Below are 23,248 nucleotides of genomic sequence, written 5' to 3'. Positions count from 1 at the left end.
CTCGGCGTCAGACCGACGGCACCAGCCGCGCCAGGCTACGGGCCAGCTCGCTCCGCCGAAAGGGTTTGCGCAGCACCTCGAACCCGCACAGTTCACGGGGCGTGAGGTTGGCGTAACCGGTGATGATCAGCACAGGCAGTTCGGGCAGATGCATGCGTAAGTGCTTGGCCAGCTCGGCCCCAGTCTGCTCGGGCATCACCTGATCGGTGACCAGCACCTCCAGCGCCAAGCCCTGCTCCAGCAGCGTCCGTGCTTCGGCGGCACTGGCGGCCTCGGTGACCTGGTAGCCCAGATCGCGCAACTGCATGGCCGTCACCTGACGCACGATAGCTTCGTCGTCCACCAACAGCACCCGCACCGGCCCTTGGGCGCTGGGCACCTCCTGTGCGTAGTCTTCCCGGCTTGGCCGGTAATCGGCACTCACTGGTAACCACAGCGTCGCTACCGTCCCCTTGCCCAGTTGCGAGCGGATGGCGAAGTCGCCGCCGGACTGCAGCGACAGCCCCTGAACCATGGGCAGTCCCAGCCCGGTACCCTTGCCGACGCCCTTGGTGGAATAGAACGGTTCGAAACAGCGGGCCAGCACGTCTTCACTCATGCCGCAGCCGGTGTCGGCCACCTCCAACCAGATCACCTCGCCTGCCTCCAAGCCTGCCGGACGATCCTCGCGCGCGCTGTCCAGGCCGGCGCTGATCCGCAGGTGACCGCCCTGAGCCATGGCGTCACGGGCGTTGACCACCAGGTTGAGCAGCGCCACCTCCAATTGATGCGGATCGATCACCGCGGCGGGCAGGTCGGCGGCAATGTCGATGTGGATAGCGATGGTCGGCCCCAGCGAACGGCTGATCAGTTCGTGCATGTCGCTGACCAGCGTCGCCAGTGACACCGGTTGCGGCTTGAGGGTCTGGCGCCGGGCAAAGCTGAGCAGGCGGCCGACCAGGCTGCGGGCGCGGTCCGCCGCCTGCAGCGCACCTTCGATCAGGCGCGCCGAGCGCGCGGTGTCGTCGGGGCGTCGTGCGATCAGCTCCAGCGTAGCGATGATGGGCGTGAGCATGTTGTTGAAGTCATGGGCAATACCGCCAGTGAGCTGACCGACGGTTTCCATCTTGCGCGCTTCGTGCAACTGCATGAGGTCCGACTCACGCTCTGCCAGCATGCTGGCGACGCGCTCCTCCAGCGTGGCATTGAGCGTCATCAATTCCAGCAGCGTGGCTTCCAGGTGCGCGGAACTGGCGTGCAACGCCTGTTGGGCGCGGGCATGGAGGATCGCCGACCAGGCCAGTTGGGCGGCTTCTTCCACCAGGCGACACTGGTCCACGGCGAGCACCTGGGGACGGTCGAAATCCACGCACAGCATCGCCTCCAACACACCCGCACGTAACAACGGCACCTTCAGGCTGGCGCAAGGCTCAGCCGATGCGCCGGCCAGACGATCCCCGAACAGCGGATGGCCGGTCTGCAAATACGCGTGCACCTGTGCGCCGTGCTCGCTCCAGGCGCCTTCACCGGTCTGCGACGGTACGCCGTCGACCCAGTCGCGGGTGACACGATAGCGCTCGCCATCGCCCAGGTCCTCGGCCAACCACACCCGTGACGCGCGCAACTCTTCGCCGAGTCTGCGTGTGACGTGAACCTCGATGGCCTCGGCCTCGGCGATCTCCGGCAAGGCCTTGCCCAGCGCCAATAGAAACGCTTGGCGCCGCTCGAACTGCACCCGCTCAGTGGTCTCGGTGACGATGCACAGCACGCCGCCGACACTGCCATCGGCCTCGCGCACCGCCGAATAGGACACATCGAAATACACGGTCTCACCGACGCCGTGACGTTCTAGGTAAAAGGCACGGTCCTTGGCAGAAAACGTCTCGCCGGTCTCGCGCACGTTGCGCAACAGCGGCTCAAGGTCGTCCCACAGCTCGCGCCAGTGCTCGATGGCCGGGCGGCCCAAGGCATGCGGATGCTTGGCGCCGATGGTCGGGGCGTACGCATCGTTGTACAGCGCTAAGTACTGCGGCCCCCAGAACAGTACGATTTGCGCCTGGGCAGGAAGAATGGTGCCCATCAAGGTTTTCAGGCCCAGCGGCCAGCCCTGAGGATCGCCCAGGGGCGACGCGCTCCAGTCCCGCTGCTGCAGCAACGTGGCGACCGTTCCGCCATCGCGCAGAAAGCCGGGCTCAAGCGAGCGAGTACGGGATGTATCGCTGTCCTTGATTGAGTTCATGTTGGGCGGACCATCAGGGTTTTTACGGCACGATTAGCGGATTCTGAGCGTATGAAATCAGCGACTTGGATACGTTCCCTTGAGAGCAACGCAGATTGCTCAGCGGTCGACTTGTCCACGCTCCAGACGTGAACCGCCTCTCAAAAAGCGGTTGATACGGGCGTGGCCAGCAATAAGCCCCCTTTGTTACCGAACGTTTCCAGACGCCCGCCGACGGGGCACAAAAGTGACACCTGCTCCGACTCAGCGCAGCAATCGCACCCGCGTCTTTTCAACATTCCTTTGCCATTCAACAGCTTGCTTCGAACACAAAAACTGGCACGCGCCGTGCATTACTGCCTACATGGATAATTGGATACAAAAATCCACAAGGAATCCGGTATGCATCTGGTCTCGCCCTACCCCCGTCAGCCCGCCACCGCCGAAGAAGAGGCCTACGCCTTTCTACTCGACGCCATCTGCAAGGGCCGCTACCGCACCGGTGACCGGCTGATCGCCGAAGACATCGCCAATGACATCGGCATGAGCCGCATGCCGGTGCGCGAGGCGTTCCGCCGCCTGGCCGCCGAAGGCCTGGTGAACCTGCGGCCGAACCGTGGCGCCATCGTCAGCGGCCTGAACATCGAAGAAATGCGTGAAGTGTTCGAGATGCGCAGCGCCCTCGAAGGCCTGGCCATCCGCCTCGCCGTCGCGCACCTGAACGAACGCCACCTCAATCGCCTGGAGCGGTTGCTCGACGAGATGGACGAGTGCCGCGACGACAGCGCCGAATGGATCGGCCGTCACCGCGCCTTTCATCACTACCTGTGCAGCCTGGCCGAGCGCCCGCGCCTGCTGCGCCAGATCAGCGCGCTGTACTCGGTGATCGAGCCGCACCTGCGCCTGTGGCTGCAGCATGTCGACAAACCCTTGAGCGCCCGCGAAGAACACGCCGCCATCCTCGATGCCTTGCGCAGCGGCGATGCCGTCCAGGCCCAGCGCGTGCTCTGCGAACACATCGAGGGCACGGTGCCCTCGCTGCTGGAATTCCTCGAAGCAACGGGCACCTGAGACCCGCACTTCGACTGTCCCACTGAACTGCCACGGCAACCTCACCTTCTGGAGCTGACCATGTTCGTACGCAGGATCCCGCAGTGCCTCATCGCCCTTTGCCTTGCCGCGCCCCTGGCGCATGCCGATGCGGTCAAGATTCCCGAGCGTCTGCAGCACGCCGACAAACTGGTGTTCTGCGGTGCCATGGACTCGCCGCCGATGGGCTTCTTCGACGCCGCGCAGAAACCGGCCGGGGTCACCGTGGAACTGGGCCAGGCGATTGCCAAACGCCTGGGCGACAAGCCCATCGACTGGCGGGTGACGCCCTTCTCCGGGCTGATTCCGGCGCTGCTGGCCGGGCAGTGCGACATGCTCGCCGACCAACTGTTCGACAAGCCCGAACGGCGCGAAGTGATCGACATGGTCAACTACATGTATTCCAGCCAGGCCGTGGTGGTCGGCAAGGGCAACCCCAAGGGCATCCATACCCTGGATGACCTCTCCGGCAAGAAAGTCGCGGTGCTCAACGGCTCCACCATCCGCACCCTGCTCGAAGCCCACAACGAAAAACTCAAGCAGGCCGGCAAAGCGCCCATGCAGGTGGTGGTGTACAACTCCGACACCGACGCTTTCCAAGCCCTACGTATCCAGCAGGCCGATGCCTACGGCACCACCCTGGAAACCGCAGGCTATTACCAGGGCATGGCCCCCGACCTGTTCGAGACCGGCGTGCCGGCCTTCGCCCGCATCCTCACCGGTTTCGGCTTTCGCAAGGACGACCCGCAGTTGAGCGCGGCGGTGACGCAGATCATCAAGGACATGCAGGCCGACGGCAGCTACCAGGCGCTGCTCGCCAAGTGGCACATCGAAGGCGACAAGCTGGACTGACCTGAGGCGACCACGATGAATTTCAATTGGGACGTGTTTTGGCAATACCTGCTGCGACCCAGCGACATCTACCTGTACGGCCTGTGGCTGACCTGCGTGATCGCGGTCAGCGCCATGCTCCTGGGGTGTCTGCTGGGCCTGTTGGCAGCCCTGATGCGGCTGTCGTCCAACCCGCTGCTGCAATATCCGGTGCGCTGCTACGTGTGGCTGATGCGCGGTACGCCACTGCTGGTGCAGATCGTGTTTCTCTACACCGCACTGGCCGCCGGCGGCATCTTCCGCTTCCAGGACCTGGACCTGGGGCTGTTCGTGCTGCCCGGCAACATCCAGGCAGCGATCATCGCCCTGGGCCTGAACGAAGGCGCCTACATGGCCGAGATCATCCGCGCCGGCATCGGCGCGGTAGACAAGGGCCAGTACGAGGCCGGACGCTCGCTGGGCATGACCTTTGCTCGACTGATGCGGCGCATCGTGCTGCCCCAGGCGTTGCGGGTGATCGTGCCGCCGCTGGGCAACGAGTTCAACGTGATGCTCAAGAACACCACGCTGGTCAGCGTGATCGGCGTTCAGGAACTGCTGCTGAGCACACAGATGGTCACCTCCGCGACCTTCCGGGTGTTCGAGCTGTATCTGGTGGTCGCGATCTACTTCCTGGCACTGACCACGCTCTGGGGCCTGTTCCAGCGCTGGCTGGAGAAACGTTTCGGGCGCGCCGACGGCCACGTGGCGTCGGCACCACGACGAATGTTCGGCCTGCAGGCCATGAAACTGCTGAGGGGGCGCTGAGATGACGGGCACACATCACCCGGTGGTGATCCAGGCGAACGACGTGCACAAGTCGTTCGGCGAACTGCAGATCCTCAAGGGCGTGTCCCTGGAGGTGCACAAAGGCGAGGTGGTGGTGCTGATCGGCGCCTCCGGCTCCGGCAAGACCACCTTCATCCGCTGCATCAACCTGCTCGAGGACATCCAGGGCGGCAGCATCCGCGTCAACGGCGAGCTCATGGGCTACCGCGAGCGCCCTGACGGCAAGCGCGTACGTGACTCCGAAAGCAACATCGCCCGCCGCCGTCGCGACATCGGCATGGTGTTCCAGCGCTTCAACCTGTTCCCGCACATGACGGTGCTGGAGAACATCATCGAGGCCCCGACCGGCGTGCTCGGCGTGCCCCGCGCCGAGGCACTGGAGCAGGCCCGAGCGCTGCTGGCCCGGGTGCGCATGAGCGACAAGGCCGAGCACTACCCTGCGCAGCTTTCAGGTGGGCAGCAGCAGCGCGTCGCCATCGCCCGCGCGCTGGCCATGAAGCCCCAGGCCATGCTGTTCGACGAACCCACCAGCGCCCTCGATCCGGAGACCGTTGGCGAAGTGCTGCAGGTCATGAAGGAGCTGGCCGAGGACGGCATGACCATGGTGGTCGTGACCCACGAGATGGGCTTCGCCCGCGAAGTGGCCGACCGCGTGGTGGTGCTGCACCAGGGCGAGCTGATCGAGCAAGGCCCGCCGGCCCAAGTGTTCGGTAACCCTCACCACCCGCGCACGCGGGAATTTCTCAGCCGCGTCCTGTAGAGGTCGACCCATGCGCACATCCCTGCCGTCCCTCGCCGCACTTGGCCTGTTGGCCTGCGTCAACGCCCAGGCCGACCAGTCACTGGTACGCTTCTACAACTGGTCCGACTACATTGGCCCCGACACCCTCAAGGCGTTCGATCAGGCCAGCGGCATCAAGGTCCAGTACGACGTCTTCGACACCAACGAGATGCTCGAAGCCAAGCTGCTCTCCGGCCACTCCGGCTATGACTTGGTGGTGCCGTCCAGCCAGTTCCTCACCAAGCAGATCAACGCCGGCATCTACCAGCCGCTGGACCGTAGCCAGTTACCCAACTGGAAGCACCTGGACCCGCGACTGATGCAACGCCTTGAGGCCGCCGACCCTGGCAACCGCTTCGCGGTACCCTACATGTGGGGCACCGTGGGCATTGGCTACAACGTCGCCAAGGTCAAGGCCGTGCTCGGCGACAACGCGCCGGTGGACTCCTGGGACCTGGTGTTCAAACCGGAAAACCTGGCCAAGCTCCATCAGTGCGGTGTGGCCTTCCTCGATGCGCCGGTGAAGATCATTCCTCAGGCCCTGCACTACCTCGGCCTGGATCCCAACAGCCAGAATCCCGACGATTACCGCAAGGCCTCGGCCCTGTTGCAGAAACTGGCGCCGTCGGTGACCTATTTCCACTCCTCGCGCTACACCACGGACCTGGCCAATGGCGACATCTGCGTGGCGATCGGCTACTCGGGCGATGTCATGCAGGCGCAGAGCCACGCCAAGGAAGCCGGCAAGCCCATCGACATCCGCTACTCGATCCCCAAGGAGGGCGCCAACCTGTGGTTCGACATGCTCGCCATCCCGCGTGACGCGCAGAACCCCAAGGGCGCCTTGGCGCTGATCGACTACCTGCTGCGCCCCGAGGTGATCGCCAAGGTCAGCGACTACGTCGGTTATGCCAACCCCAACCGCGACGCCACCGCCCTGCTCGACCCCAAGGTGCGCGATAACCCCGGCATCTACCCCAGCGACGCGGTGATCGAGAAACTGTTCGTCTCCGCCGACCTGCCGCCGAAGATCCAGCGCGTGATGACCCGCGAATGGACCCGGATCAAGACTGGCCAATGACGGCTGCAGAGCCCTTTTTAAGAGTCCCCGACATGCTTGATTTCTCCGCCCACGAATACCCCTACGCCTCCCAGCGCCAAAGCGTCTTCGCCCGCAATGGCATGGTCGCCACCTCGCAGCCCCTGGCGGCCGAGGCCGGCATCGCCATGCTGCGCGCCGGCGGCAACGCCATCGACGCCGCCATCGCCACCGCTGCCGCGCTCACAGTGGTCGAGCCCACCGGCTGCGCCATCGGCGGCGACGCGTTCGCGCTGGTTTGGGTCAAAGACCAGTTGCACGGCCTGGACGCCAGCGGCCGCGCCCCGGCGTCGCTGTCGATCGAGGCGGTAAAGGCCGCCGGTCACGACAAGATGCCCGTGCACGGCTGGCTGCCAGTCACAGTGCCCGGCATCCCCTCGGCCTGGGCCGCGCTGTCCGAGCGCTTCGGCAAGTTGCCCTTCGCCGACCTGCTGCAACCGGCCATCGCCCTGGCCCGCGATGGCTTCCCGGTGTCGCCGGTGGTCGCCCATCAGTGGCGCATTGCCCAGGACGAATACCAGGCGAGCCTGGAACGCGAACCGGCCCTGCAAGCCTGGTTCGACACCTTCCTGATCGACGGGCAGGCACCCCAGGCGGGCCAGTTGTTCCGCAATCCGGCCCAGGCCCGCAGCCTGGCCGAGCTGGCCGAAACCCGCTGCGAAAGCTTCTACCGCGGCCCGCTGGCCCAGCGCCTGGCCGACCATGCGGCAGCCAGCGGTGGACACCTGAGCGCCGCCGACCTGGCCGGCTACCGGCCCAAATGGGTCGAGCCGATCAAGCTCAACTACCGCGGCTATGACGTCTGGGAGATTCCGCCAAGCGGCCAGGGTCTGATCGCGCTGATGACCCTCAACATTCTCCAGGGCTACACCTTCGACCAGCGCGACAGCCAGCTCACCTGGCATCGCCAGCTCGAGGCCATGAAGAAGGCCTACGCCGACGGACTGCACTACATTACCGACCCCGAACACATGCGCATGGCCACCGAGCAGTTGCTGGGCGAAGCCTACGCCGCCCGCCGCCGCGCCGAGATCGGCGAGCGCGCCCAGGCCCCGCTGCACGGCGATCCGCACGCCAGCGGCACGGTGTACATTGCCACCGCCGACGGCGAAGGCAACATGGTCTCGTTCATCCAGAGCGCCTACCACGGGTTCGGCTCCGGCGTGGTGCTGCCCGACAGCGGCATCGGCCTGCAAAACCGCGGCTCGGAGTTCAGTCTCGACCCTGGGCATTCCAACGCGCTGGCGCCGGGCAAGCAGACCTTCCACACCATCATCCCGGGCTTTCTCAGCAAGGACGGCGTGGCGGTCGGTCCATTCGGCGTGATGGGCGGCTACATGCAGCCCCAGGGCCATGTGCAGATGGTGATGAACCTGGTGGACTTCGGCCTCAATCCCCAGGCCGCCCTGGATGCCCCGCGCTGGCAGTGGCTGGGCGAGATGAAGGTCGGTATCGAACAAGGCGCCTCGCGAGATCTGGCCTTCGCCCTGGCCCGGCGTGGACACCAAGTGGAAATCGCCCATGACCTGACCGATTTCGGCCGCGGCCAGATCATCGTGCGCGACCCTGTCACGGGCGTGCTGTGCGGCGGCACCGAGCCGCGAGCGGATTCGCATATCGCGGTCTGTTGAACCGCGGCGTGGCGCTGACAGCACTTCGGCTGCCAGCGTCCTGTCGCCTAGGCGACAAGCGGCTTTTGCGAACCGACCTACAGCGCGGCGCGCCTGCTTCACCTTGCAGGAACAGCTTCCACCTCAGAAAATTCGCAACCGATCCATCGCCACCCAGGCGTGCGGTCGTGGCTGAACTGACTGAATGGAATCTGACCTGCCCATGAACGCGCTAAAAACCAAACTGCTCGACGCCTACCGGCACACCCCCGTCTCCCACCGTTTCTACCTCGCATCGATAGTCCTCTACCTGCTCGGCTTCGCCTGTCACCTGAAGACTGGGCTTCCTTCGCTCACTGCGCTCACCGGCCTGACCAGTGCGTTGGTACTGTGCGGATTCATCGCTTGGTGCCTGCCTTTGACGCGTTGGGTGCACGCCGCCTGGGACAGGCCCTTCGCAAAAACGCCCATCATCTTGCTGCATTTGCTGGCGCTGCTGATCGCCACTGCCTGCGCCCGATTTGCGGTGGCCGAGAGCCTGGGCCTACCGCCCCAAAGCTTCGATCTCACAGTCGGCTTCCTGGCTGCGCTGTTCTATCTGCCAGCCTGGTTTGCGGTGGTGGGGATCCTGCTCGGACTGGCGGCGGTAATGATCATGATCGTCGCCTTCATCACCCTGCCCTTCGAGGCGGTGTGGCAACAATTGGCCTTTTTGATCAACCCGTGGCGAAGCAAGCCTATGACCGGGCCGCCCCGCCAGATGATGATCTTCCATGGTCTGGGCGCCCTGTATGCCGGCGTTCTCCTTTCAATGGGCTATAGCTACGCTACGGAAAACTTCAGCCCGACCTTCAAGGCACTGGTGACGATCGTCGCGTTCAAGAGCGACTTCCACCAAACGCCGAACTATCCCGGCTATCGCTCCGGCGAGTACGTGCATCCCTTGGAGAATGGCTATATCGCTTTCGCTCGCAGTCAAGACGACCACAGTACGGTGTTCGGGGTGAGGGCTCAGGCGGCAGATGCCGCGGAGGTCGAAATTGGAACATTGCCAGGGCCTGGCTCGTTCCTGAAATCACTGTTTCAGTAGGAAGGCCGACAGCCGCCGAGTCGTGGGAAAGCGGCAGACAGACTGCCGCCTCGCATCCTGTCATTCGCCGCGCTGCTTCATGGTTTCACGATACAGTGCGATGAACGGCGCCTCGGCCGGGTCGATGCGATCCATCTCGGCTGCAATCCGATGCCAGTAGGGATACTGCGGTGCAATGCGAGTAGCTTGCTCGATCTGTGCCAGATCCTCGGCCGTCAGCACCAGATCCACCGCCTGCAGGTTGTCTTGCAACTGCTCGAGCGAACGGCCAGCAGTGATCACACTGGTGATGCCCGGGCGGTCCTTGAGCCATGCCAGGCACACCCGCGCCGGCGAACAGCCGTGGCGCTGACCAACTTCGATCAAGGTCTCGATGATGTCGTAGGCGCGCTCACGGTCATGCACGTAGGGTTCTGGCCAGTTATTACCCTGGCGTGTGCCTGGCGGCGTCTGCTGACCACGGCGCACCTTGCCGGTAAGCAGACCCTCGCCCAGCGGCCCCCATACGAGGGTCGCCAAGCCTTGGTCCAGCGCCATCGGCAGCAGTTCGTACTCCGCCTCGCGTGCCTCGGGGGTGTAATAGATTTGCTGCGACACCGGCTGTTGCCAGCCATTGAGTCGCGCGCTGCCCAGGGTCTTCATCATCTGCCAGGCGGTATAGTTGGAAGTGCCGAAATAGCGGACCTTGCCGCTCTGCACCAAGTGTTCCAGCGCCGCCAGGGTTTCCTCCACCGGGGTGATACCGTCCCAGTTGTGGATCTGGTACAGGTCGATATGGTCAGTGCCCAGGCGCTTGAGGCTGGCCTCGCAGGCGCGGATCAGGTGATAACGCGAGGCACCGCTGTCGTTGGGGTTATCCCCCATCGGGCTGCGCGCCTTGCTGGCGAGAATGATCGACTGACGTTTGGCACCCAGTGCTTTGCCGACGATTTCCTCAGCCAAACCGTGAGAGTACAAGTCAGCGGTGTCGACCAGGTTGACTCCCGCCTCGAACGCCAGGTCGAACTGACGTCGAGCCAGATCAACGTCCACACTGCCGGTTTTCCCGAATGCGCCACGCCCACCGAATGGGACCGTGCCCACCACCAGCTCGGATACCAACAGGCCAGTGTTGCCGAGTGCTCGATACTTCATGGGGTACCTCCGTTGAAAGACACTTGGAAGTACCGACGCAATCGCGAGCTGAAACGTTCAATCCGATCAACATCGCCCGGTTACCGAGCGTCGCGGCTGGCCGCAGCATCCTCGAAGCAGATGCAAGGAAGCGTCGAGGCTACTGGCCAAGGATACGGGTCGCAAGCAAATAGAGCGCCGGCCCTTATGATCAGGGCCGCATCAAAGGCTCGATACCGATCCAGCGCTTGACCGGATGATGACAAAGCTCCAGCGGCGGGATCTCGATCCTGCGCCCCTGAACCTGCAGCTCACCCAGATGAATAGTCCATTTCGAGTCCGGTGCGAACTTATCCGTCGGAAAAATCACGTACGTCGAGCCATAACGTGTGTTGTTGGTGATCTTTGGAATCAGCCGGTGCACTTCATCACTGTTGATGTCGTACGGCGAAGGCCGAGCGTCGCGCTCGTCTTTCCATGGATAGTCGTAGGTCTCGTTGCTCCCCACGTACACTTCAGGCCGCGCTTTGAGCTGTGAGCCGTCCTCGAAAGTGATGTACGCCTGTCGGCTGTCGTACAGCATCGGAATCGGTGCTTCACCGCGACTGGAGGTAAACGTGGGCCGGCGCCGGTCCTCGTTGTAGGCGATCAATTGCACGTAGAACTCCGCTCGCTTGTATTGCTCGCCGGGATACCGCACATGCAGCACCTGCTGGAACGGCTGGTCGCTCCAGCGCGCAGCATGATCGTAGAGGTAGGTTTCCAGGTGAAGCGTGGTTTCGCCTTTGGGGCCGACTGCTTTGAACTCGAACGCGGACTGGCACAGGTCCGCGTAGGCTGGCCGTTCGCGCTGCTAAGGTACGCAGGCAGCGAGCGAGGTAACAACGAGAATCAGCGGGAGCAATAGTGCGCTGTAGGAAGAATTCATGACCGGCCCTGGTCCGCAGCTCAAACGTCAGATTTTCCGGGCCCGCGGCGACGCTGTCCAGACAGCCATTTTGCTATCATCGCCCGCCAGACTCCGACACAACCGTCTCCACAGGAGAGGCCGCATGACTATCGACTGGAGCAATTTCACGCCATGGGCGTCACTGGCCGGCGGCGCGCTGATCGGCCTGTCCGCCAGCCTGTTCATCGTCGCCAACGGCCGCATCGCCGGCATCAGCGGCCTGCTCGGCAGCGTATTGCAGCGCGGCAGCGAGGGCTGGAGTGAAAAGGCCCTATTCCTGCTGGGTCTGCTGTTGGCACCGCTGCTGTGGGGACTGTTCACCGTGCTGCCTGAGATCGACATCCACGCCAATTGGCCGATCTTGGCCATCGCCGGCCTGCTGGTCGGCATCGGCACGCGCTACGGCGGGGGCTGCACCAGCGGCCATGGTGTGTGCGGTATTTCTCGCCTCTCGCCTCGCTCGCTGCTGGCCACCCTGTGCTTCATGGCTGCTGGCTTTGCCACGGTCTACCTCATGCGCCACGTGCTGGGGGTTTGAAGATGCGCAGGTTAACCGCGCTTCTCGCTGGCCTGATCTTCGGCTTCGGCCTGCTGCTCGCCGGCATGGCCAACCCTGCCAAGGTACTGGCGTTTCTCGATGTGACCGGCACCTGGGACCCGTCCCTGGCGTTGGTGATGGCCGGCGCCATCGTTGTAGCTGCAATCCCTCTGAACTGGGCGCGTAAACGCACGCACTCGCTGCTCGACGTACCCATCCAATTGCCCAGCAAACGGGCGCTGGATGCGCGCCTGGTGGGCGGCAGCCTGCTGTTCGGCGTGGGTTGGGGATTGGCCGGGCTCTGCCCTGGGCCGGCTGTAGTGCTGCTGGCAACGGGACGTTGGCAGGTGCTGCTGTTCGTGACGGCGATGCTGATAGGGATGTGGGTCTTCGCGCAGTTGGAGAAGCGGTAGACGTCTTGACGACTGTTTCTTGGAGACCGTCTTTCACAGAGAAAGAAAGAGGGCCGCATTGCGGCCCTCTATGGCATTGAGTCGCTAAAGGTTATCGACGCCTCACAGGTCTTTCTTCACCGTCTTGTCGATGTGCTTGCCTTCTTTGTGGCGTTCTTTGTTCAGGTGATGAGCGCCTTTGTCGATTTCCTTTCCGTCATGTTTAGCACCCTTGTCCACTTCGCGGACATCATGCCGGACACCCTTTGCCACCTCGCCTTCCGCCTGTGCCATGGACACCGTCATGAGGGTGGTCAGGGCAATCGCAATCGCAGCAACCGTTTTCTTGATCATGTCAGCACTTCCTTCGAGGGGGTATGTTCTTGGGTCTTGCAAGCTGACTGTAGCCGAAGGCAGACACGAAAAAAGGTAGGTAAACGGGGTTTAATCTGGGGTGCGTTTGGCAGGATCGAAAACGGAGCTGATTGACGAGCGGCGATGAGCTGAAGTGGCTGATGGATGGGACTTTGGCTGAAGTCGTTGTGGGCTTGGAGTCGTGGATAAGATGAACGTACCTTCATCCGTGTAGGGCACGCACAGCGCTCAAAAATGCAGATCGAGTCGTAGGTATCAAAAAGCGAACCAATGAAAAGGGCTGCAATGCAGCCCTCTTGCAACATAGGGATCAATGATCAAATCTGACGGTCAGCCCGGCTTCTGATGAGACAGGGCTTTCTCTGCCTGGTCAGCACATTTCTTGTAATCACCAGACTTGTGAGCCTCTTTTGCCTGCTGGTGCTCATGATGGCCATTACCTGTGAAGGTGGCTTCAGTGGCATCTTTCAGTTTGTCCAAAGCAGACTCGCACTTGTGGCGATCCTCTTTGGCCATTGCGACACCAGGAAGCAGAACTGCGCAGAACAACAGTGCTAAGGTCTTCTTCATAAGGCAGTTTTCCTTGATCGACTAAGCGGTAAGATCAGAGATGCTTTTTGGCTTCTTTGTCGAGGTGCTTGTCTTCTTTGTGGCGCTCTTTGTCGTCGTGCTTCAGGCCTTTGTCGATCTCCTTGTCGTCGTGCTTGACGCCCTTGTCGATTTCTTTGGCATCGTGATCGACACCACGGTCAACGTCACGGACGCCGTCTCGAACATCTTTGGCGACATCGCCTTCGGCATGAACGAGCGAGGTGGCCATGAGCGCGCTGAAAGCGACAGCGGTGAGGGTCAAGGTCCGTTTGAACATAGGTACTACTCCTTACGGGTGTTGAGAAATAGGGATATGTCATCTGACCATAGACAAGGTTCGGAGGGCGTCAAGGGAGCTGTCGTGTTTGCTACAGGTCCATCTGCTCCGCAGTAGGCATTCGCTCCCGACTGAGGTACACATGCCGCGCTCCCACGGAGTCCGAGCACTATCGATCCACCTCAAAAACGGATCGGGAAGATGGCGAGACAATAGCCGGGCACATCACGGAGAACATGATCAAGAGCTACCACAATAGGCACGAGGATGTGGTCTGGTCTGAGGTCGAAGCAAACTTCGATATGAGTGACTGCGCTTGAAAAGATTGCGCAGGTTGTGCGCGGCTTTTGTGGACAAAAGCCCATAAAAAAATCCAGCCACCGCTAAGTGACTGGATTTCTTGGAGTATTTTGGTCGGGACGGAGTGATTCGAACACTCGACCCCTTGCACCCCATGCAAGTGCGCTACCGGGCTGCGCTACGCCCCGACATCATTCTCTATACCGCTGAGAACGGTGAAGAATTTAACCTAACCTTTTGAATAATGGAAGCTTTTTTTCAAAAATTTTCCATCGCTCAGTCGACAGATCACTTCTTCAGCACCACCAGCACATCCTCCAACTCGACAAGCATCTGCCGAATCAGCTGCTTGTACTGGGTCGTATCATCCTTGGCCTCATCACTGGAGAGCCGCAAGCGCGCCCCGCCAATGGTGAAGCCTTGGTCATACAGCAAGGCGCGGATTTGCCGAATCATCAAAACGTCCTGACGCTGATAATACCGCCTATTACCGCGACGCTTGACCGGATTGAGCTGCGGGAACTCTTGTTCCCAATAACGGAGCACGTGCGGCTTTACCGCACAGAGCTCGCTCACCTCACCAATGGTGAAGTAGCGTTTCCCCGGAATGGGGGGCAGCTCGTCGTTATGACTTGGTTCCAGCATAGGCCTCAACCCGGGCTTTCAGTTTCTGCCCTGGACGAAAGGTGACGACACGGCGAGCGGTGATCGGGATCTCTTCCCCGGTTTTGGGGTTGCGGCCCGGCCGCTGGCGTTTATCGCGAAGATCGAAGTTACCGAAACCGGACAACTTGACCTGCTCGTTCTCTTCAAGCGCATGACGAATTTCTTCGAAAAAAAGCTCGACCAGCTCCTTGGCCTCGCGCTTGTTCAGCCCCAGCTCCTCGTACAGCCTTTCGGCCATCTCAGCTTTCGTCAGAGCACCCATGCCGTTATTTCCTTAACGTGGTGTTCAACCTGTGTTCGAGCGAGGTGAGGATATTCTGCAAGCTGGCGTTCACCTCATCGTCGTTAAGAGTGCGCGATGGATGCTGCCAGGTCAAGCCGACCGCCAGGCTTTTTCTATCAGGATCAATGCCTTTACCCTGGTAGACATCAAACAGCCTGAGGTCTGTGAGCCATTCGCCTGCATTGTCACGAATCAATTCAAGCACCGCACTCGAAGCAACCTCTCGGCCTGCAATCAATGCCAGGTCGCGACGGGTTTCAGGGAACTTGGACAGCTCGCTGAACTTCGGCAAGCGGCCTTCGACCACATCGCCCAGCACTAACTCGAAGAAGAACACCGGACGCTCCAGACCCAGCGTCCTGGCCAGTTCCGGATGGATGGCGCCCACATAGCCCACTTCCTTGCCGGCACGCTCGATACGGGCGGTCTGACCAGGGTGCAGGGCCGGATGGTTGCCTGCGCTGAAGGTGAAGTCGGACAGCGCACCCGAGTAGCCCAACAGAGCCTCGACGTCGGCTTTGACATCGAAGAAATCGACGCTATCACGGCCGTTGGCCCAGCCTTCTGGCAGGCGACTTCCAGTCATCACGCCGGCAATCATCGGTTGCTGTTTGAGGTCGCCCAGTTGTCCAACGAAGCGCAGGCCGCTTTCGAACAGACGCACGCGATCTTGCTGGCGGTTGAGGTTATGCTGCAGCGCCTTGATCAGACCCGGCCACAGCGAGGCGCGCATGGCGGCCATGTCGCTGGAAATCGGGTTGGCCAACAGCAGCGGTTCGACACCTGGCGTGAACAGCTCGAACAACTTGGGATCGATGAAGCTGTAGGTGATCGCTTCTTGGTAGCCGCGGGCCACCAACAGACGACGCAGAATCGGCAGCTCGCCGCGGGCCTCCGAACGAGCCTTGGGTGCCAGGCGAGCTTGTGGATAGCGCACTGGCAGGTTGTTGTAACCGTACAGACGCGCCAGCTCTTCGATCAAATCGACTTCAAGGCTAATGTCGAAACGATGACTCGGGATCTGGACAGTCCACACTCCTTCCCCATTGGACTGAGTTTTCAGCTCCAGGGCATTGAGCAACTGCTCGACCTGGGCAGGATCCATGTCCATGCCGAGCATCTGGCTGAGGCGCTCAGCGCGCAGGGTGACCGGCGCGACCTTGGGCAGGTGTTGCTCGCTCACGGCTTCGACAATCGGGCCGGCCTCACCGCCTACGATCTCCAACACCAAGCCCGTAGCACGCTCCATGGCTTCGCGGGCCAGTTGCGAATCGACTCCACGCTCGAAACGGTGCGAGGCATCGGTGTGCAGGCCGTAGGAGCGCGCCTTGCCAGCGACGGACACCGGCTCGAAGAACGCGCTTTCCAGGAATAGATCGCGGGTTTTTTCAGTATTGACGCCACTGTGCTCGCCGCCCATGACGCCCGCGATGGCCAGGGCGCGCGAGTGGTCGGCGATGACCAGCGTGTCGCTACGCAGCGCAACCTCCTGACCGTCGAGCAGCACCAGCTTCTCGCCCTCCTCGGCCATGCGCACGTGGATGCCACCATTGATCTCGGCGAGATCGAAGGCGTGCATGGGCTGGCCGAGCTCGAGCATGACGTAGTTGGTGATGTCGACGGCGGCGTCGATGCTGCGCACATCACTGCGACGCAGGCGCTCGACCATCCACAGGGGGGTGGGCTTGCTCAGGTCGACGTTACGAATTACCCGCCCCAGATAACGCGGACATGCGGTGGGGGCGCTGACTTCGACCGGGCGTACTTCGTCATGGACTGCCGCCACGGCAGGTACCACTGGGCGGGTGACCGGGACGTCGTACAGGGCGCTGACGTCGCGCGCCAACCCCGCCACCGACAGGCAATCGCCACGGTTGGGGGTCAGGCCGATCTCGATGCTGGCGTCATCCAGGTTGAGGTACTGGCGGATGTCTTCGCCCACCGGCGCATCGGCAGCCAGCTCCAGCAAACCGTCGTTTTCTTCGCTGATCTGCAGTTCAGCGGCCGAGCAGAGCATACCGAACGACTCGACGCCGCGCAGCTTGGCCTTCTTGATCTTGAAGTCGCCCGGCAGTTCGGCGCCAATCATGGCGAAGGGGATCTTGATGCCGGGGCGAGCGTTGGGCGCGCCGCAGACAACCTGGAAAGTCTCCTGGCCGTTGCTGACCTGGCACACACGCAACTTATCGGCGTCCGGATGCTGTTCGGTGGCGAGAATCTCACCCACCACGATACCGCTGAACTGGCCAGCCGCCGGCGTAACACTGTCGACTTCCAGGCCGGCCATGGACAGGCGGGCGACCAGTTCGTCACGGGAGACATGCGGGTTGACCCAACCGCGCAGCCACTGTTCACTGAATTTCATGCTGTTCTCCTGAAGATTGCGTCGAGGTGTGGCCTAGCGGAATTGCGCCAGGAACCGCAGGTCGTTGTCGAAGAACAGACGCAAGTCGTTGACGCCATAACGCAGCATGGCCAGGCGTTCGACACCCATGCCGAAGGCGAAGCCGGAGAATTCTTCGGGATCGATTCCGGACATGCGCAGCACGTTCGGGTGGACCATGCCGCAGCCCATCACTTCCAGCCAGCCGGTCTGCTTGCACACACGGCAGCCTTTGCCGGAGCACATCACGCACTCCATGTCGACTTCGGCGGACGGCTCGGTGAAGGGGAAGAACGAGGGACGGAAACGCACCGCCAGTTCTTTCTCGAAGAACACCCGCAGGAATTCCTCGATGGTGCCCTTGAGGTCGGCGAAGTTGATGTCTCGGTCGACCAGCAGGCCTTCGATCTGGTGGAACATCGGCGAATGGGTGATATCCGAGTCGCAGCGATAGACCCGGCCTGGACAGACGATGCGGATCGGCGGCTGACTGCTTTCCATGGTGCGCACCTGCACCGGCGAGGTGTGAGTACGCAGCAACATGTTGGCATTGAAATAAAACGTGTCGTGCATCGCCCGGGCCGGATGGTGGCCGGGGATGTTGAGCGCTTCGAAGTTATGGTAATCGTCTTCGACCTCGGGACCTTCGGCGATGCCGTAGCCGATATGAGTGAAGAACTGCTCGATGCGTTCAAGGGTGCGGGTGATCGGGTGCAGGCCACCGGTGGTCTGGCCACGACCTGGCAGCGTGACGTCAACGCATTCGGCGGCCAGGCGAGCGTTCAGCTCAGCTTCTTCGAAGGCAGCCTTGCGGGCGTTGAGCACGTCGGTGACGCGTTCCTTGGCGTCGTTGATCAGCGCTCCGACCTTGGGGCGCTCTTCGGCGGGTAAGTTGCCCAGGGTCTTCATCACCTGGGTCAGTTCGCCCTTCTTGCCGAGAAATTGGACCCGGATCTGTTCCAGGGCATTGATGTCTTCAGCGCGCTCCACGGCCTCAAGGGCTTGGGAGACCAGCGCGTCCAGGTTTTCCATGTACAGACTCCAGATACGAAAATAGGGGAAGAGCTTTGAAGGCTCTTCCCCTATCGATGACGTTTTACACCCGCCGGCACGGTGTGCCGGTGGATGATTGTCGCGGGTACTTAAGCCAGAACGGCTTTAGCTTTCTCGACAATCGCAGCAAACGCCGCTTTTTCGTTCACTGCCAGGTCGGCCAGAACCTTGCGGTCGATTTCGATCGACGCCTTTTTCAGGCCAGCAATCAGACGGCTGTAAGACAGACCGTTGGTGCGGGCACCGGCGTTGATACGAGCGATCCACAGAGCGCGGAACTGACGCTTCTTCTGGCGACGGTCGCGGTAGGCGTACTGGCCTGCCTTGATGACCGCTTGCTTGGCAACGCGGAATACGCGCGAGCGTGCACCGTAGTAGCCTTTAGCCAGTTTCAGAATTTTCTTGTGACGCTTACGAGCGATGACGCCACGCTTTACACGAGCCATGAGTAACTTCCTCTATCTTTGACCGAAATTAACGTACGCGCAGCATGCGCTCGACTTTTGCCACGTCAGACGGGTGCAGCAAGCTGGCACCGCGCAGTTGACGCTTACGCTTGGTCGACATTTTGGTCAGGATGTGGCTCTTGAAAGCGTGCTTGTGCTTGAAGCCGGAAGCTGTTTTCAGGAAACGCTTCGCAGCACCGCTCTTGGTTTTCATTTTTGGCATGTTGGAACTCCGCATTCGATAAAATTACACAATAATCATCAGGCCTGCCGTGCCCGGGAGATTACTTCTTCTTTTTGGGAGCGATGACCATCATAAGCTGGCGTCCTTCCATCTTAGGATGCTGTTCAACGGAACCGTATTCGGCAAGGTCGGCTTCGACCCGCTTCAACAGCTCCATACCCAGCTCCTGGTGGGCCATCTCGCGGCCGCGGAATCTCAGAGAGATCTTGGCCTTGTCCCCATCGCTAAGGAAACGTACCAGGTTGCGTAGTTTTACCTGGTAATCCCCTTCTTCCGTCCCTGGACGAAACTTGATTTCTTTAATCTGGATCTGCTTCTGGTTTTTCTTCGCTTCGTTGGCTTGCTTCTTCTTCTCGAAGAGATGCTTGCCGTAGTCCATCACCTTGCAGACAGGCGGGACAGCGTCGGCGGAAATCTCCACCAGATCCAGCTTCGCTTCATCAGCGATTCGAAGCGCTTCATCAATCGAGACGATGCCAATCTGCTCGCCGTCAGCGCCAATTAACCGAACCTCGCGTGCCGAGATATTCTCGTTGATCGGGGCTTTCGGTGCAGTTCGTTTATCGTTTCTCATTTCACGCTTAATAGTCATTACTCCGATTCTTGGCGACCACGCCGGGAAACCGCATGCGACAGGAGCTCAACGAACTGGGCGACGGGCATGGAGCCCAGGTCTGCGCCTTCGCGAGTCCGCACAGCGACGGTTTGCGTTTCGACTTCGCGATCCCCTATAACCAAAAGGTACGGGACCTTGAGCAAAGTATGCTCGCGGATTTTAAAGCCGATCTTCTCATTTCTCAAGTCGGACTTGGCACGGAAACCGCTACCGTTCAGGGATTTTTCCACTTCAAGGGCAAAATCAGCCTGTTTGTCGGTGATGTTCATGATCACCGCCTGGGTCGGCGCGAGCCAAGCCGGGAACACACCGGCATAGTGCTCGATGAGCATGCCGATGAAGCGCTCGAACGAGCCGAGGATGGCACGGTGCAGCATCACCGGACGCTTGCGCGCGTTGTCTTCGGCGATGTAACTGGCGTCCAGGCGCTCCGGCAGGTTCGGGTCGTACTGCAGCGTACCGCACTGCCAGTTACGACCCAGGCAGTCGCGCAGGGTGAACTCGATCTTCGGACCGTAGAAGGCACCCTCGCCTGGCTGGTACTCCCACTCCAGACCGGATTCATTCAACGCGTCTGCCAGCGCACCTTCAGCGCGATCCCACAACTCTTCGGAACCGACGCGCTTGGCCGGACGAGTGGACAGCTTCATGGCGACATCGGTGAAGCCAAAGTCTTTGTACACGTCCAGGGTGAGCTTGATGAAGTCGGCCGCCTCCTTCTTCACCTGCTCTTCGGTGCAGAAGATATGTGCATCGTCCTGCACGAAGCCACGCACACGCATGATGCCGTGCAGCGCACCCGAGGGCTCATTGCGGTGGCACGCACCGAATTCCGCCAAGCGCAGCGGCAGGTCACGGTAGGACTTCAGGCCCTGGTTGAACACCTGCACATGGCAAGGGCAGTTCATCGGCTTCACCGCGTAGTCACGATTCTCCGACGACGTGGTGAACATGTTCTCGGCATAGTTGGACCAGTGCCCGGAACGCTCCCAAAGAATACGGTCGACCACTTGCGGGGTCTTGATTTCCTGGTAGCCGTTCTCACGCTGAACCTGACGCATGTACTGCTCGAGTACTTGGTACACCGTCCAGCCGTTGGCGTGCCAGAACACCATGCCTGGAGCCTCTTCCTGCAGGTGGAAGAGGTCGAGCTGCTTGCCGATCTTGCGGTGATCGCGCTTTTCAGCTTCTTCGATACGCTGGATATAGGCCGCCAACTGCTTCTTGTCAGCCCAGGCGGTGCCGTACACACGCTGCAACTGCTCATTCTTGGCATCGCCACGCCAGTAGGCGCCAGACAACTTGGTCAGCTTGAACGCTTTGAGGAAGCGCGTGTTCGGCACGTGCGGACCACGGCACATGTCGACGTATTCTTCGTGGTAGTACAGGCCCATGGCCTGTTCGTCCGGCATGTCTTCGACCAGACGCAGCTTGTAGTCTTCGCCGCGGGCAGTGAACACATCGATGACATCGGCACGTGGAGTCATCTTCTTGACGACGTCGTAGTCTTTGTCGATCAGTTGATGCATGCGCTGTTCGATGGCGGCGAGGTCCTCGGGCGTGAAAGGACGCTCGTAGGCGATGTCGTAATAGAAGCCCTCGTCGATCACCGGGCCGATCACCATCCTGGCGGTGGGGTACAGCTGCTTCACCGCGTGGCCAATGAGGTGGGCGCACGAGTGACGGATGATCTCCAGTCCCTCTTCGTCTTTGGGGGTGATGATCTGCAGGGTGGCATCGCGTTCGATCAGGTCGCACGCGTCGACCAGCTTGCCGTCTACCTTGCCGGCCAGGGTGGCCTTGGCCAGACCTGCGCCAATGGAGGCGGCGACTTCGGCTACGGTTACGGCCTTGTCGAATGAACGTTGACTGCCATCGGGAAGAGTAATGGTGGGCATGGCGCCTCCTCTCCTAGTGGTGACCCCTACCAAAGGTCACGTGGGTTGGGATGAGCCAGTACAAGATCCGACCTGACTTTCCCGTGGGAGAGCCTGCCTCACAGTGGCAGAAGCCTTTCGGCCTTTCAGGGACGAACCAGAGTGACTGGAAAAAAGTTGCGAGCTGCAAGGGTTGAGCTGCAAGCCGGGCATGCTAGCACGCAGGTTGCAGATATCGCAGAAATATTTGGAAATTACACGAGAGGGTGAACTTGTGGGGAAAAAATCCTATCAGACGGACTGAAGCATCCTACTCTTGATGAGACCTAAACCAAGGAGTGTCTGGTTATGCGAGTTCAGTCTCTTCTGGCCGCGTGCGCTGCGAGCGTATTGCTGCTGCCGCTGGCTGCCCATGCAGGTAAATTTCCGCCAGGCGGGGAACAGGCGTATATGGCTCAATGCCAGCCAGCCGCCACCGCCCAGGGTTTGAGCGCTGCTGATGCCAAGAAGCACTGCGAATGCGGCGCCACCGCCCTCAAGGCCAAGCTCAGCGATAAAGAGATCAAGGATCTCGATAGCAAGGATGGCGTAGACGCACCCTTGATGCAGAAAGCACAGATGGTTGTGCAGGAAGCCTGCATGAAAGACAAGCAGTGACGTGGACACGCTGCCGATCACTCCTAGCTTGCGCTAGATCAGTATCGAGCTAAGGTAAACGGCGCTACATAAGCAGAATTAGACTATGATGTTGCCGGTGCGCATGTAGCCCCGGCCACATTGCACCACTGAAAAACTAAATGTTCTGGAGATTCACCTCATGTCCAACCGCCAACAAGGCACCGTCAAATGGTTCAATGATGAGAAAGGCTACGGCTTCATCACTCCAGCTGGCGGCGGCGACGACCTGTTCGTTCACTTCAAGGCCATCGAGTCTGACGGCTTCAAGAGCCTGAAAGAAGGTCAAACTGTTTCCTTCGTCGCCGAAAAAGGCCAGAAGGGCATGCAGGCTGCTCAGGTTCGTCCGGAGTAATTCGGTCGCTGCAGTAAAAAACCCGCCTTCATCGGCGGGTTTTTTTGTGGGCGACTGTCACTCAGCCACAGTTGGCGCGTACCACTCTGCCCTGCTGATCGACATTCAGGTTCAGACGCTCGGAACGGTACTCAAGCGTAACCACGTCCTGCGGCTTGAGGATTCGCGCGATCTGCGCACCACTGGCTTTGCGTGCCTGCTCGAGCAGCTCTGGCGTGCCGGGCTTGCCAACAGTGAAGTCGGCGCCGCTGGCACTGCAACGGCCATCGCCGCCTGCTGCGGCAACAGGGGCAGTACCGGCAGCATCAGACGAGCCACCGGTGCTGCAGCCAGCCAGTGCCGCTGCAACCAGCAGGGCTGCCAGGGAAACGCGAGTACGGAACATGAATCCTCCTAATCGATCTTGGGAACTGTCATATGCGACCGTGATGCTTACAGTTCGTTGCAAAACCGCCTAAGTCTGCCTCAGCCCATCAAGCGAAGCGAAATGCAATCGTGACGGGATTTTGCATCGCACCCTTGGTGGCGGCACGCTGGGGACTTATGCTTAGGTCGCAGCGCGCCAACAGCACAGGCATGGTCTACTGGCG

General features: G+C 61.0%; 27 protein-coding genes and 1 tRNA gene. 12 read left to right on the top strand and 16 right to left on the bottom strand.

Features of this window, described 5'->3' with window-relative positions; all coding sequences use genetic code 11:
* Window positions 1-7: 7 nt before the first annotated feature.
* Complete coding sequence (locus NJ69_RS05625; protein WP_039576970.1) at window positions 8-2,218, bottom strand: ATP-binding protein; 2,211 nt, start codon at window positions 2,216-2,218, stop codon at window positions 8-10.
* A 381-nt stretch (window positions 2,219-2,599) separates the two neighbouring features.
* Between NJ69_RS05625 and NJ69_RS05620 the strand changes: the two genes are divergently transcribed.
* The 7 genes from NJ69_RS05620 (at window position 2,600) to NJ69_RS05590 (ending at window position 9,525) form a co-directional block, all read left to right on the top strand.
* Window positions 2,600-3,268 (top strand): GntR family transcriptional regulator, encoded by a 669-nt coding sequence (locus NJ69_RS05620; RefSeq protein ID WP_039576967.1) that lies wholly within the window; start codon window positions 2,600-2,602, stop codon window positions 3,266-3,268.
* 60 nt (window positions 3,269-3,328) lie between these two features.
* On the top strand, window positions 3,329-4,138 hold the full coding sequence (locus NJ69_RS05615; RefSeq protein WP_039576965.1) for an ABC transporter substrate-binding protein: 810 nt from the start codon (window positions 3,329-3,331) through the stop codon (window positions 4,136-4,138).
* 15 nt (window positions 4,139-4,153) lie between these two features.
* On the top strand, window positions 4,154-4,924 hold the full coding sequence (locus NJ69_RS05610) for an amino acid ABC transporter permease (protein ID WP_039576963.1): 771 nt from the start codon (window positions 4,154-4,156) through the stop codon (window positions 4,922-4,924).
* A gap of 1 nt (window position 4,925) precedes the next feature.
* Entirely contained in the window at window positions 4,926-5,705 is a 780-nt protein-coding gene (locus NJ69_RS05605; RefSeq protein ID WP_039576962.1) for an amino acid ABC transporter ATP-binding protein, read from the top strand.
* A 10-nt stretch (window positions 5,706-5,715) separates the two neighbouring features.
* Complete coding sequence (locus tag NJ69_RS05600; protein ID WP_039576958.1) at window positions 5,716-6,807, top strand: polyamine ABC transporter substrate-binding protein; 1,092 nt, start codon at window positions 5,716-5,718, stop codon at window positions 6,805-6,807.
* Window positions 6,808-6,839: 32 nt separating this feature from the next.
* On the top strand, window positions 6,840-8,456 hold the full coding sequence (locus tag NJ69_RS05595; protein WP_039576956.1) for a gamma-glutamyltransferase family protein: 1,617 nt from the start codon (window positions 6,840-6,842) through the stop codon (window positions 8,454-8,456).
* Between the two features lie 184 nt (window positions 8,457-8,640).
* The gene (locus NJ69_RS05590; RefSeq protein ID WP_155290517.1) at window positions 8,641-9,525 is read left to right on the top strand and encodes a hypothetical protein; all 885 of its coding nucleotides are present in this window, start codon (window positions 8,641-8,643) and stop codon (window positions 9,523-9,525) included.
* Between the two features lie 60 nt (window positions 9,526-9,585).
* Here the strand turns inward: NJ69_RS05590 and NJ69_RS05585 are convergent, their stop codons facing one another.
* On the bottom strand, window positions 9,586-10,659 hold the full coding sequence (locus NJ69_RS05585) for an aldo/keto reductase (RefSeq protein ID WP_039576955.1): 1,074 nt from the start codon (window positions 10,657-10,659) through the stop codon (window positions 9,586-9,588).
* A 190-nt stretch (window positions 10,660-10,849) separates the two neighbouring features.
* Entirely contained in the window at window positions 10,850-11,296 is a 447-nt protein-coding gene (locus tag NJ69_RS22855) for a hypothetical protein (protein WP_245219508.1), read from the bottom strand.
* Window positions 11,297-11,338: 42 nt separating this feature from the next.
* Here NJ69_RS22855 and NJ69_RS22850 point away from each other — a divergent pair, with 42 nt between their 5' ends.
* Genes NJ69_RS22850 through NJ69_RS05565 form a run of 3 tightly spaced genes read left to right on the top strand, consistent with a single transcriptional unit; the run spans window position 11,339 to window position 12,538 of the window.
* On the top strand, window positions 11,339-11,545 hold the full coding sequence (locus NJ69_RS22850) for a hypothetical protein (protein WP_039576952.1): 207 nt from the start codon (window positions 11,339-11,341) through the stop codon (window positions 11,543-11,545).
* 19 nt (window positions 11,546-11,564) lie between these two features.
* Entirely contained in the window at window positions 11,565-12,125 is a 561-nt protein-coding gene (locus NJ69_RS05570; RefSeq protein WP_348529587.1) for a YeeE/YedE family protein, read from the top strand.
* A gap of 2 nt (window positions 12,126-12,127) precedes the next feature.
* On the top strand, window positions 12,128-12,538 hold the full coding sequence (locus NJ69_RS05565) for a DUF6691 family protein (RefSeq protein WP_039576947.1): 411 nt from the start codon (window positions 12,128-12,130) through the stop codon (window positions 12,536-12,538).
* A 102-nt stretch (window positions 12,539-12,640) separates the two neighbouring features.
* Here the strand turns inward: NJ69_RS05565 and NJ69_RS05560 are convergent, their stop codons facing one another.
* The 12 genes from NJ69_RS05560 to thrS form a co-directional block, all read right to left on the bottom strand.
* Window positions 12,641-12,868 carry a hypothetical protein gene (locus NJ69_RS05560; protein WP_029613145.1) on the bottom strand — a complete coding sequence of 76 codons (228 nt, stop codon included), beginning with the start codon at window positions 12,866-12,868 and terminating at the stop codon, window positions 12,641-12,643.
* A gap of 354 nt (window positions 12,869-13,222) precedes the next feature.
* Window positions 13,223-13,462, bottom strand: coding sequence for a hypothetical protein (locus NJ69_RS05555; protein WP_029613144.1), 240 nt, complete (start codon window positions 13,460-13,462; stop codon window positions 13,223-13,225).
* A gap of 34 nt (window positions 13,463-13,496) precedes the next feature.
* On the bottom strand, window positions 13,497-13,760 hold the full coding sequence (locus NJ69_RS05550) for a hypothetical protein (RefSeq protein WP_029613143.1): 264 nt from the start codon (window positions 13,758-13,760) through the stop codon (window positions 13,497-13,499).
* Between the two features lie 411 nt (window positions 13,761-14,171).
* A tRNA-Pro gene (locus NJ69_RS05545) sits at window positions 14,172-14,248 on the bottom strand.
* A gap of 100 nt (window positions 14,249-14,348) precedes the next feature.
* Window positions 14,349-14,705 carry a MerR family transcriptional regulator gene (locus NJ69_RS05540; RefSeq protein ID WP_039576945.1) on the bottom strand — a complete coding sequence of 119 codons (357 nt, stop codon included), beginning with the start codon at window positions 14,703-14,705 and terminating at the stop codon, window positions 14,349-14,351.
* Window positions 14,686-14,988, bottom strand: coding sequence for an integration host factor subunit alpha (ihfA, locus tag NJ69_RS05535; RefSeq protein ID WP_029613142.1), 303 nt, complete (start codon window positions 14,986-14,988; stop codon window positions 14,686-14,688). The genes NJ69_RS05540 and ihfA overlap by 20 nt, the downstream gene beginning before the upstream one ends.
* 4 nt (window positions 14,989-14,992) lie before the next feature.
* Complete coding sequence (gene pheT, locus NJ69_RS05530) at window positions 14,993-17,374, bottom strand: phenylalanine--tRNA ligase subunit beta (RefSeq protein ID WP_039576942.1); 2,382 nt, start codon at window positions 17,372-17,374, stop codon at window positions 14,993-14,995.
* A 33-nt stretch (window positions 17,375-17,407) separates the two neighbouring features.
* Window positions 17,408-18,424: a phenylalanine--tRNA ligase subunit alpha gene (gene pheS, locus NJ69_RS05525; RefSeq protein ID WP_029613141.1), complete on the bottom strand. Its 1,017-nt coding sequence runs from the start codon at window positions 18,422-18,424 to the stop codon at window positions 17,408-17,410.
* 110 nt (window positions 18,425-18,534) lie between these two features.
* Complete coding sequence (gene rplT, locus NJ69_RS05520) at window positions 18,535-18,891, bottom strand: 50S ribosomal protein L20 (protein ID WP_003250671.1); 357 nt, start codon at window positions 18,889-18,891, stop codon at window positions 18,535-18,537.
* Window positions 18,892-18,919: 28 nt separating this feature from the next.
* Window positions 18,920-19,114, bottom strand: coding sequence for a 50S ribosomal protein L35 (gene rpmI, locus NJ69_RS05515; RefSeq protein WP_003250667.1), 195 nt, complete (start codon window positions 19,112-19,114; stop codon window positions 18,920-18,922).
* 61 nt (window positions 19,115-19,175) lie between these two features.
* Window positions 19,176-19,727, bottom strand: coding sequence for a translation initiation factor IF-3 (gene infC / locus NJ69_RS05510; protein ID WP_205419309.1), 552 nt, complete (start codon window positions 19,725-19,727; stop codon window positions 19,176-19,178).
* On the bottom strand, window positions 19,727-21,649 hold the full coding sequence (gene thrS, locus NJ69_RS05505; RefSeq protein WP_039576902.1) for a threonine--tRNA ligase: 1,923 nt from the start codon (window positions 21,647-21,649) through the stop codon (window positions 19,727-19,729). The genes infC and thrS overlap by 1 nt, the downstream gene beginning before the upstream one ends.
* A gap of 327 nt (window positions 21,650-21,976) precedes the next feature.
* Between thrS and NJ69_RS05500 the strand changes: the two genes are divergently transcribed.
* Together NJ69_RS05500 and NJ69_RS05495 are read left to right on the top strand one after the other, a co-directional pair.
* Window positions 21,977-22,285 (top strand): hypothetical protein, encoded by a 309-nt coding sequence (locus NJ69_RS05500; protein ID WP_039576900.1) that lies wholly within the window; start codon window positions 21,977-21,979, stop codon window positions 22,283-22,285.
* Window positions 22,286-22,445: 160 nt separating this feature from the next.
* Entirely contained in the window at window positions 22,446-22,658 is a 213-nt protein-coding gene (locus tag NJ69_RS05495; protein WP_012313861.1) for a cold-shock protein, read from the top strand.
* A 61-nt stretch (window positions 22,659-22,719) separates the two neighbouring features.
* Here NJ69_RS05495 and NJ69_RS05490 read toward each other — a convergent pair whose 3' ends face one another.
* On the bottom strand, window positions 22,720-23,043 hold the full coding sequence (locus NJ69_RS05490) for an I78 family peptidase inhibitor (RefSeq protein ID WP_039576890.1): 324 nt from the start codon (window positions 23,041-23,043) through the stop codon (window positions 22,720-22,722).
* Window positions 23,044-23,248 lie beyond the last annotated feature (205 nt).

This window comes from Pseudomonas parafulva (assembly GCF_000800255.1).
In the GTDB taxonomy this organism is placed as follows: Bacteria; Pseudomonadota; Gammaproteobacteria; order Pseudomonadales; family Pseudomonadaceae; genus Aquipseudomonas; species Aquipseudomonas boreofloridensis.
The sequence above is the reverse complement of the archived record's forward strand: the minus strand, read 5'-3'. Positions and strand labels throughout refer to the sequence as shown.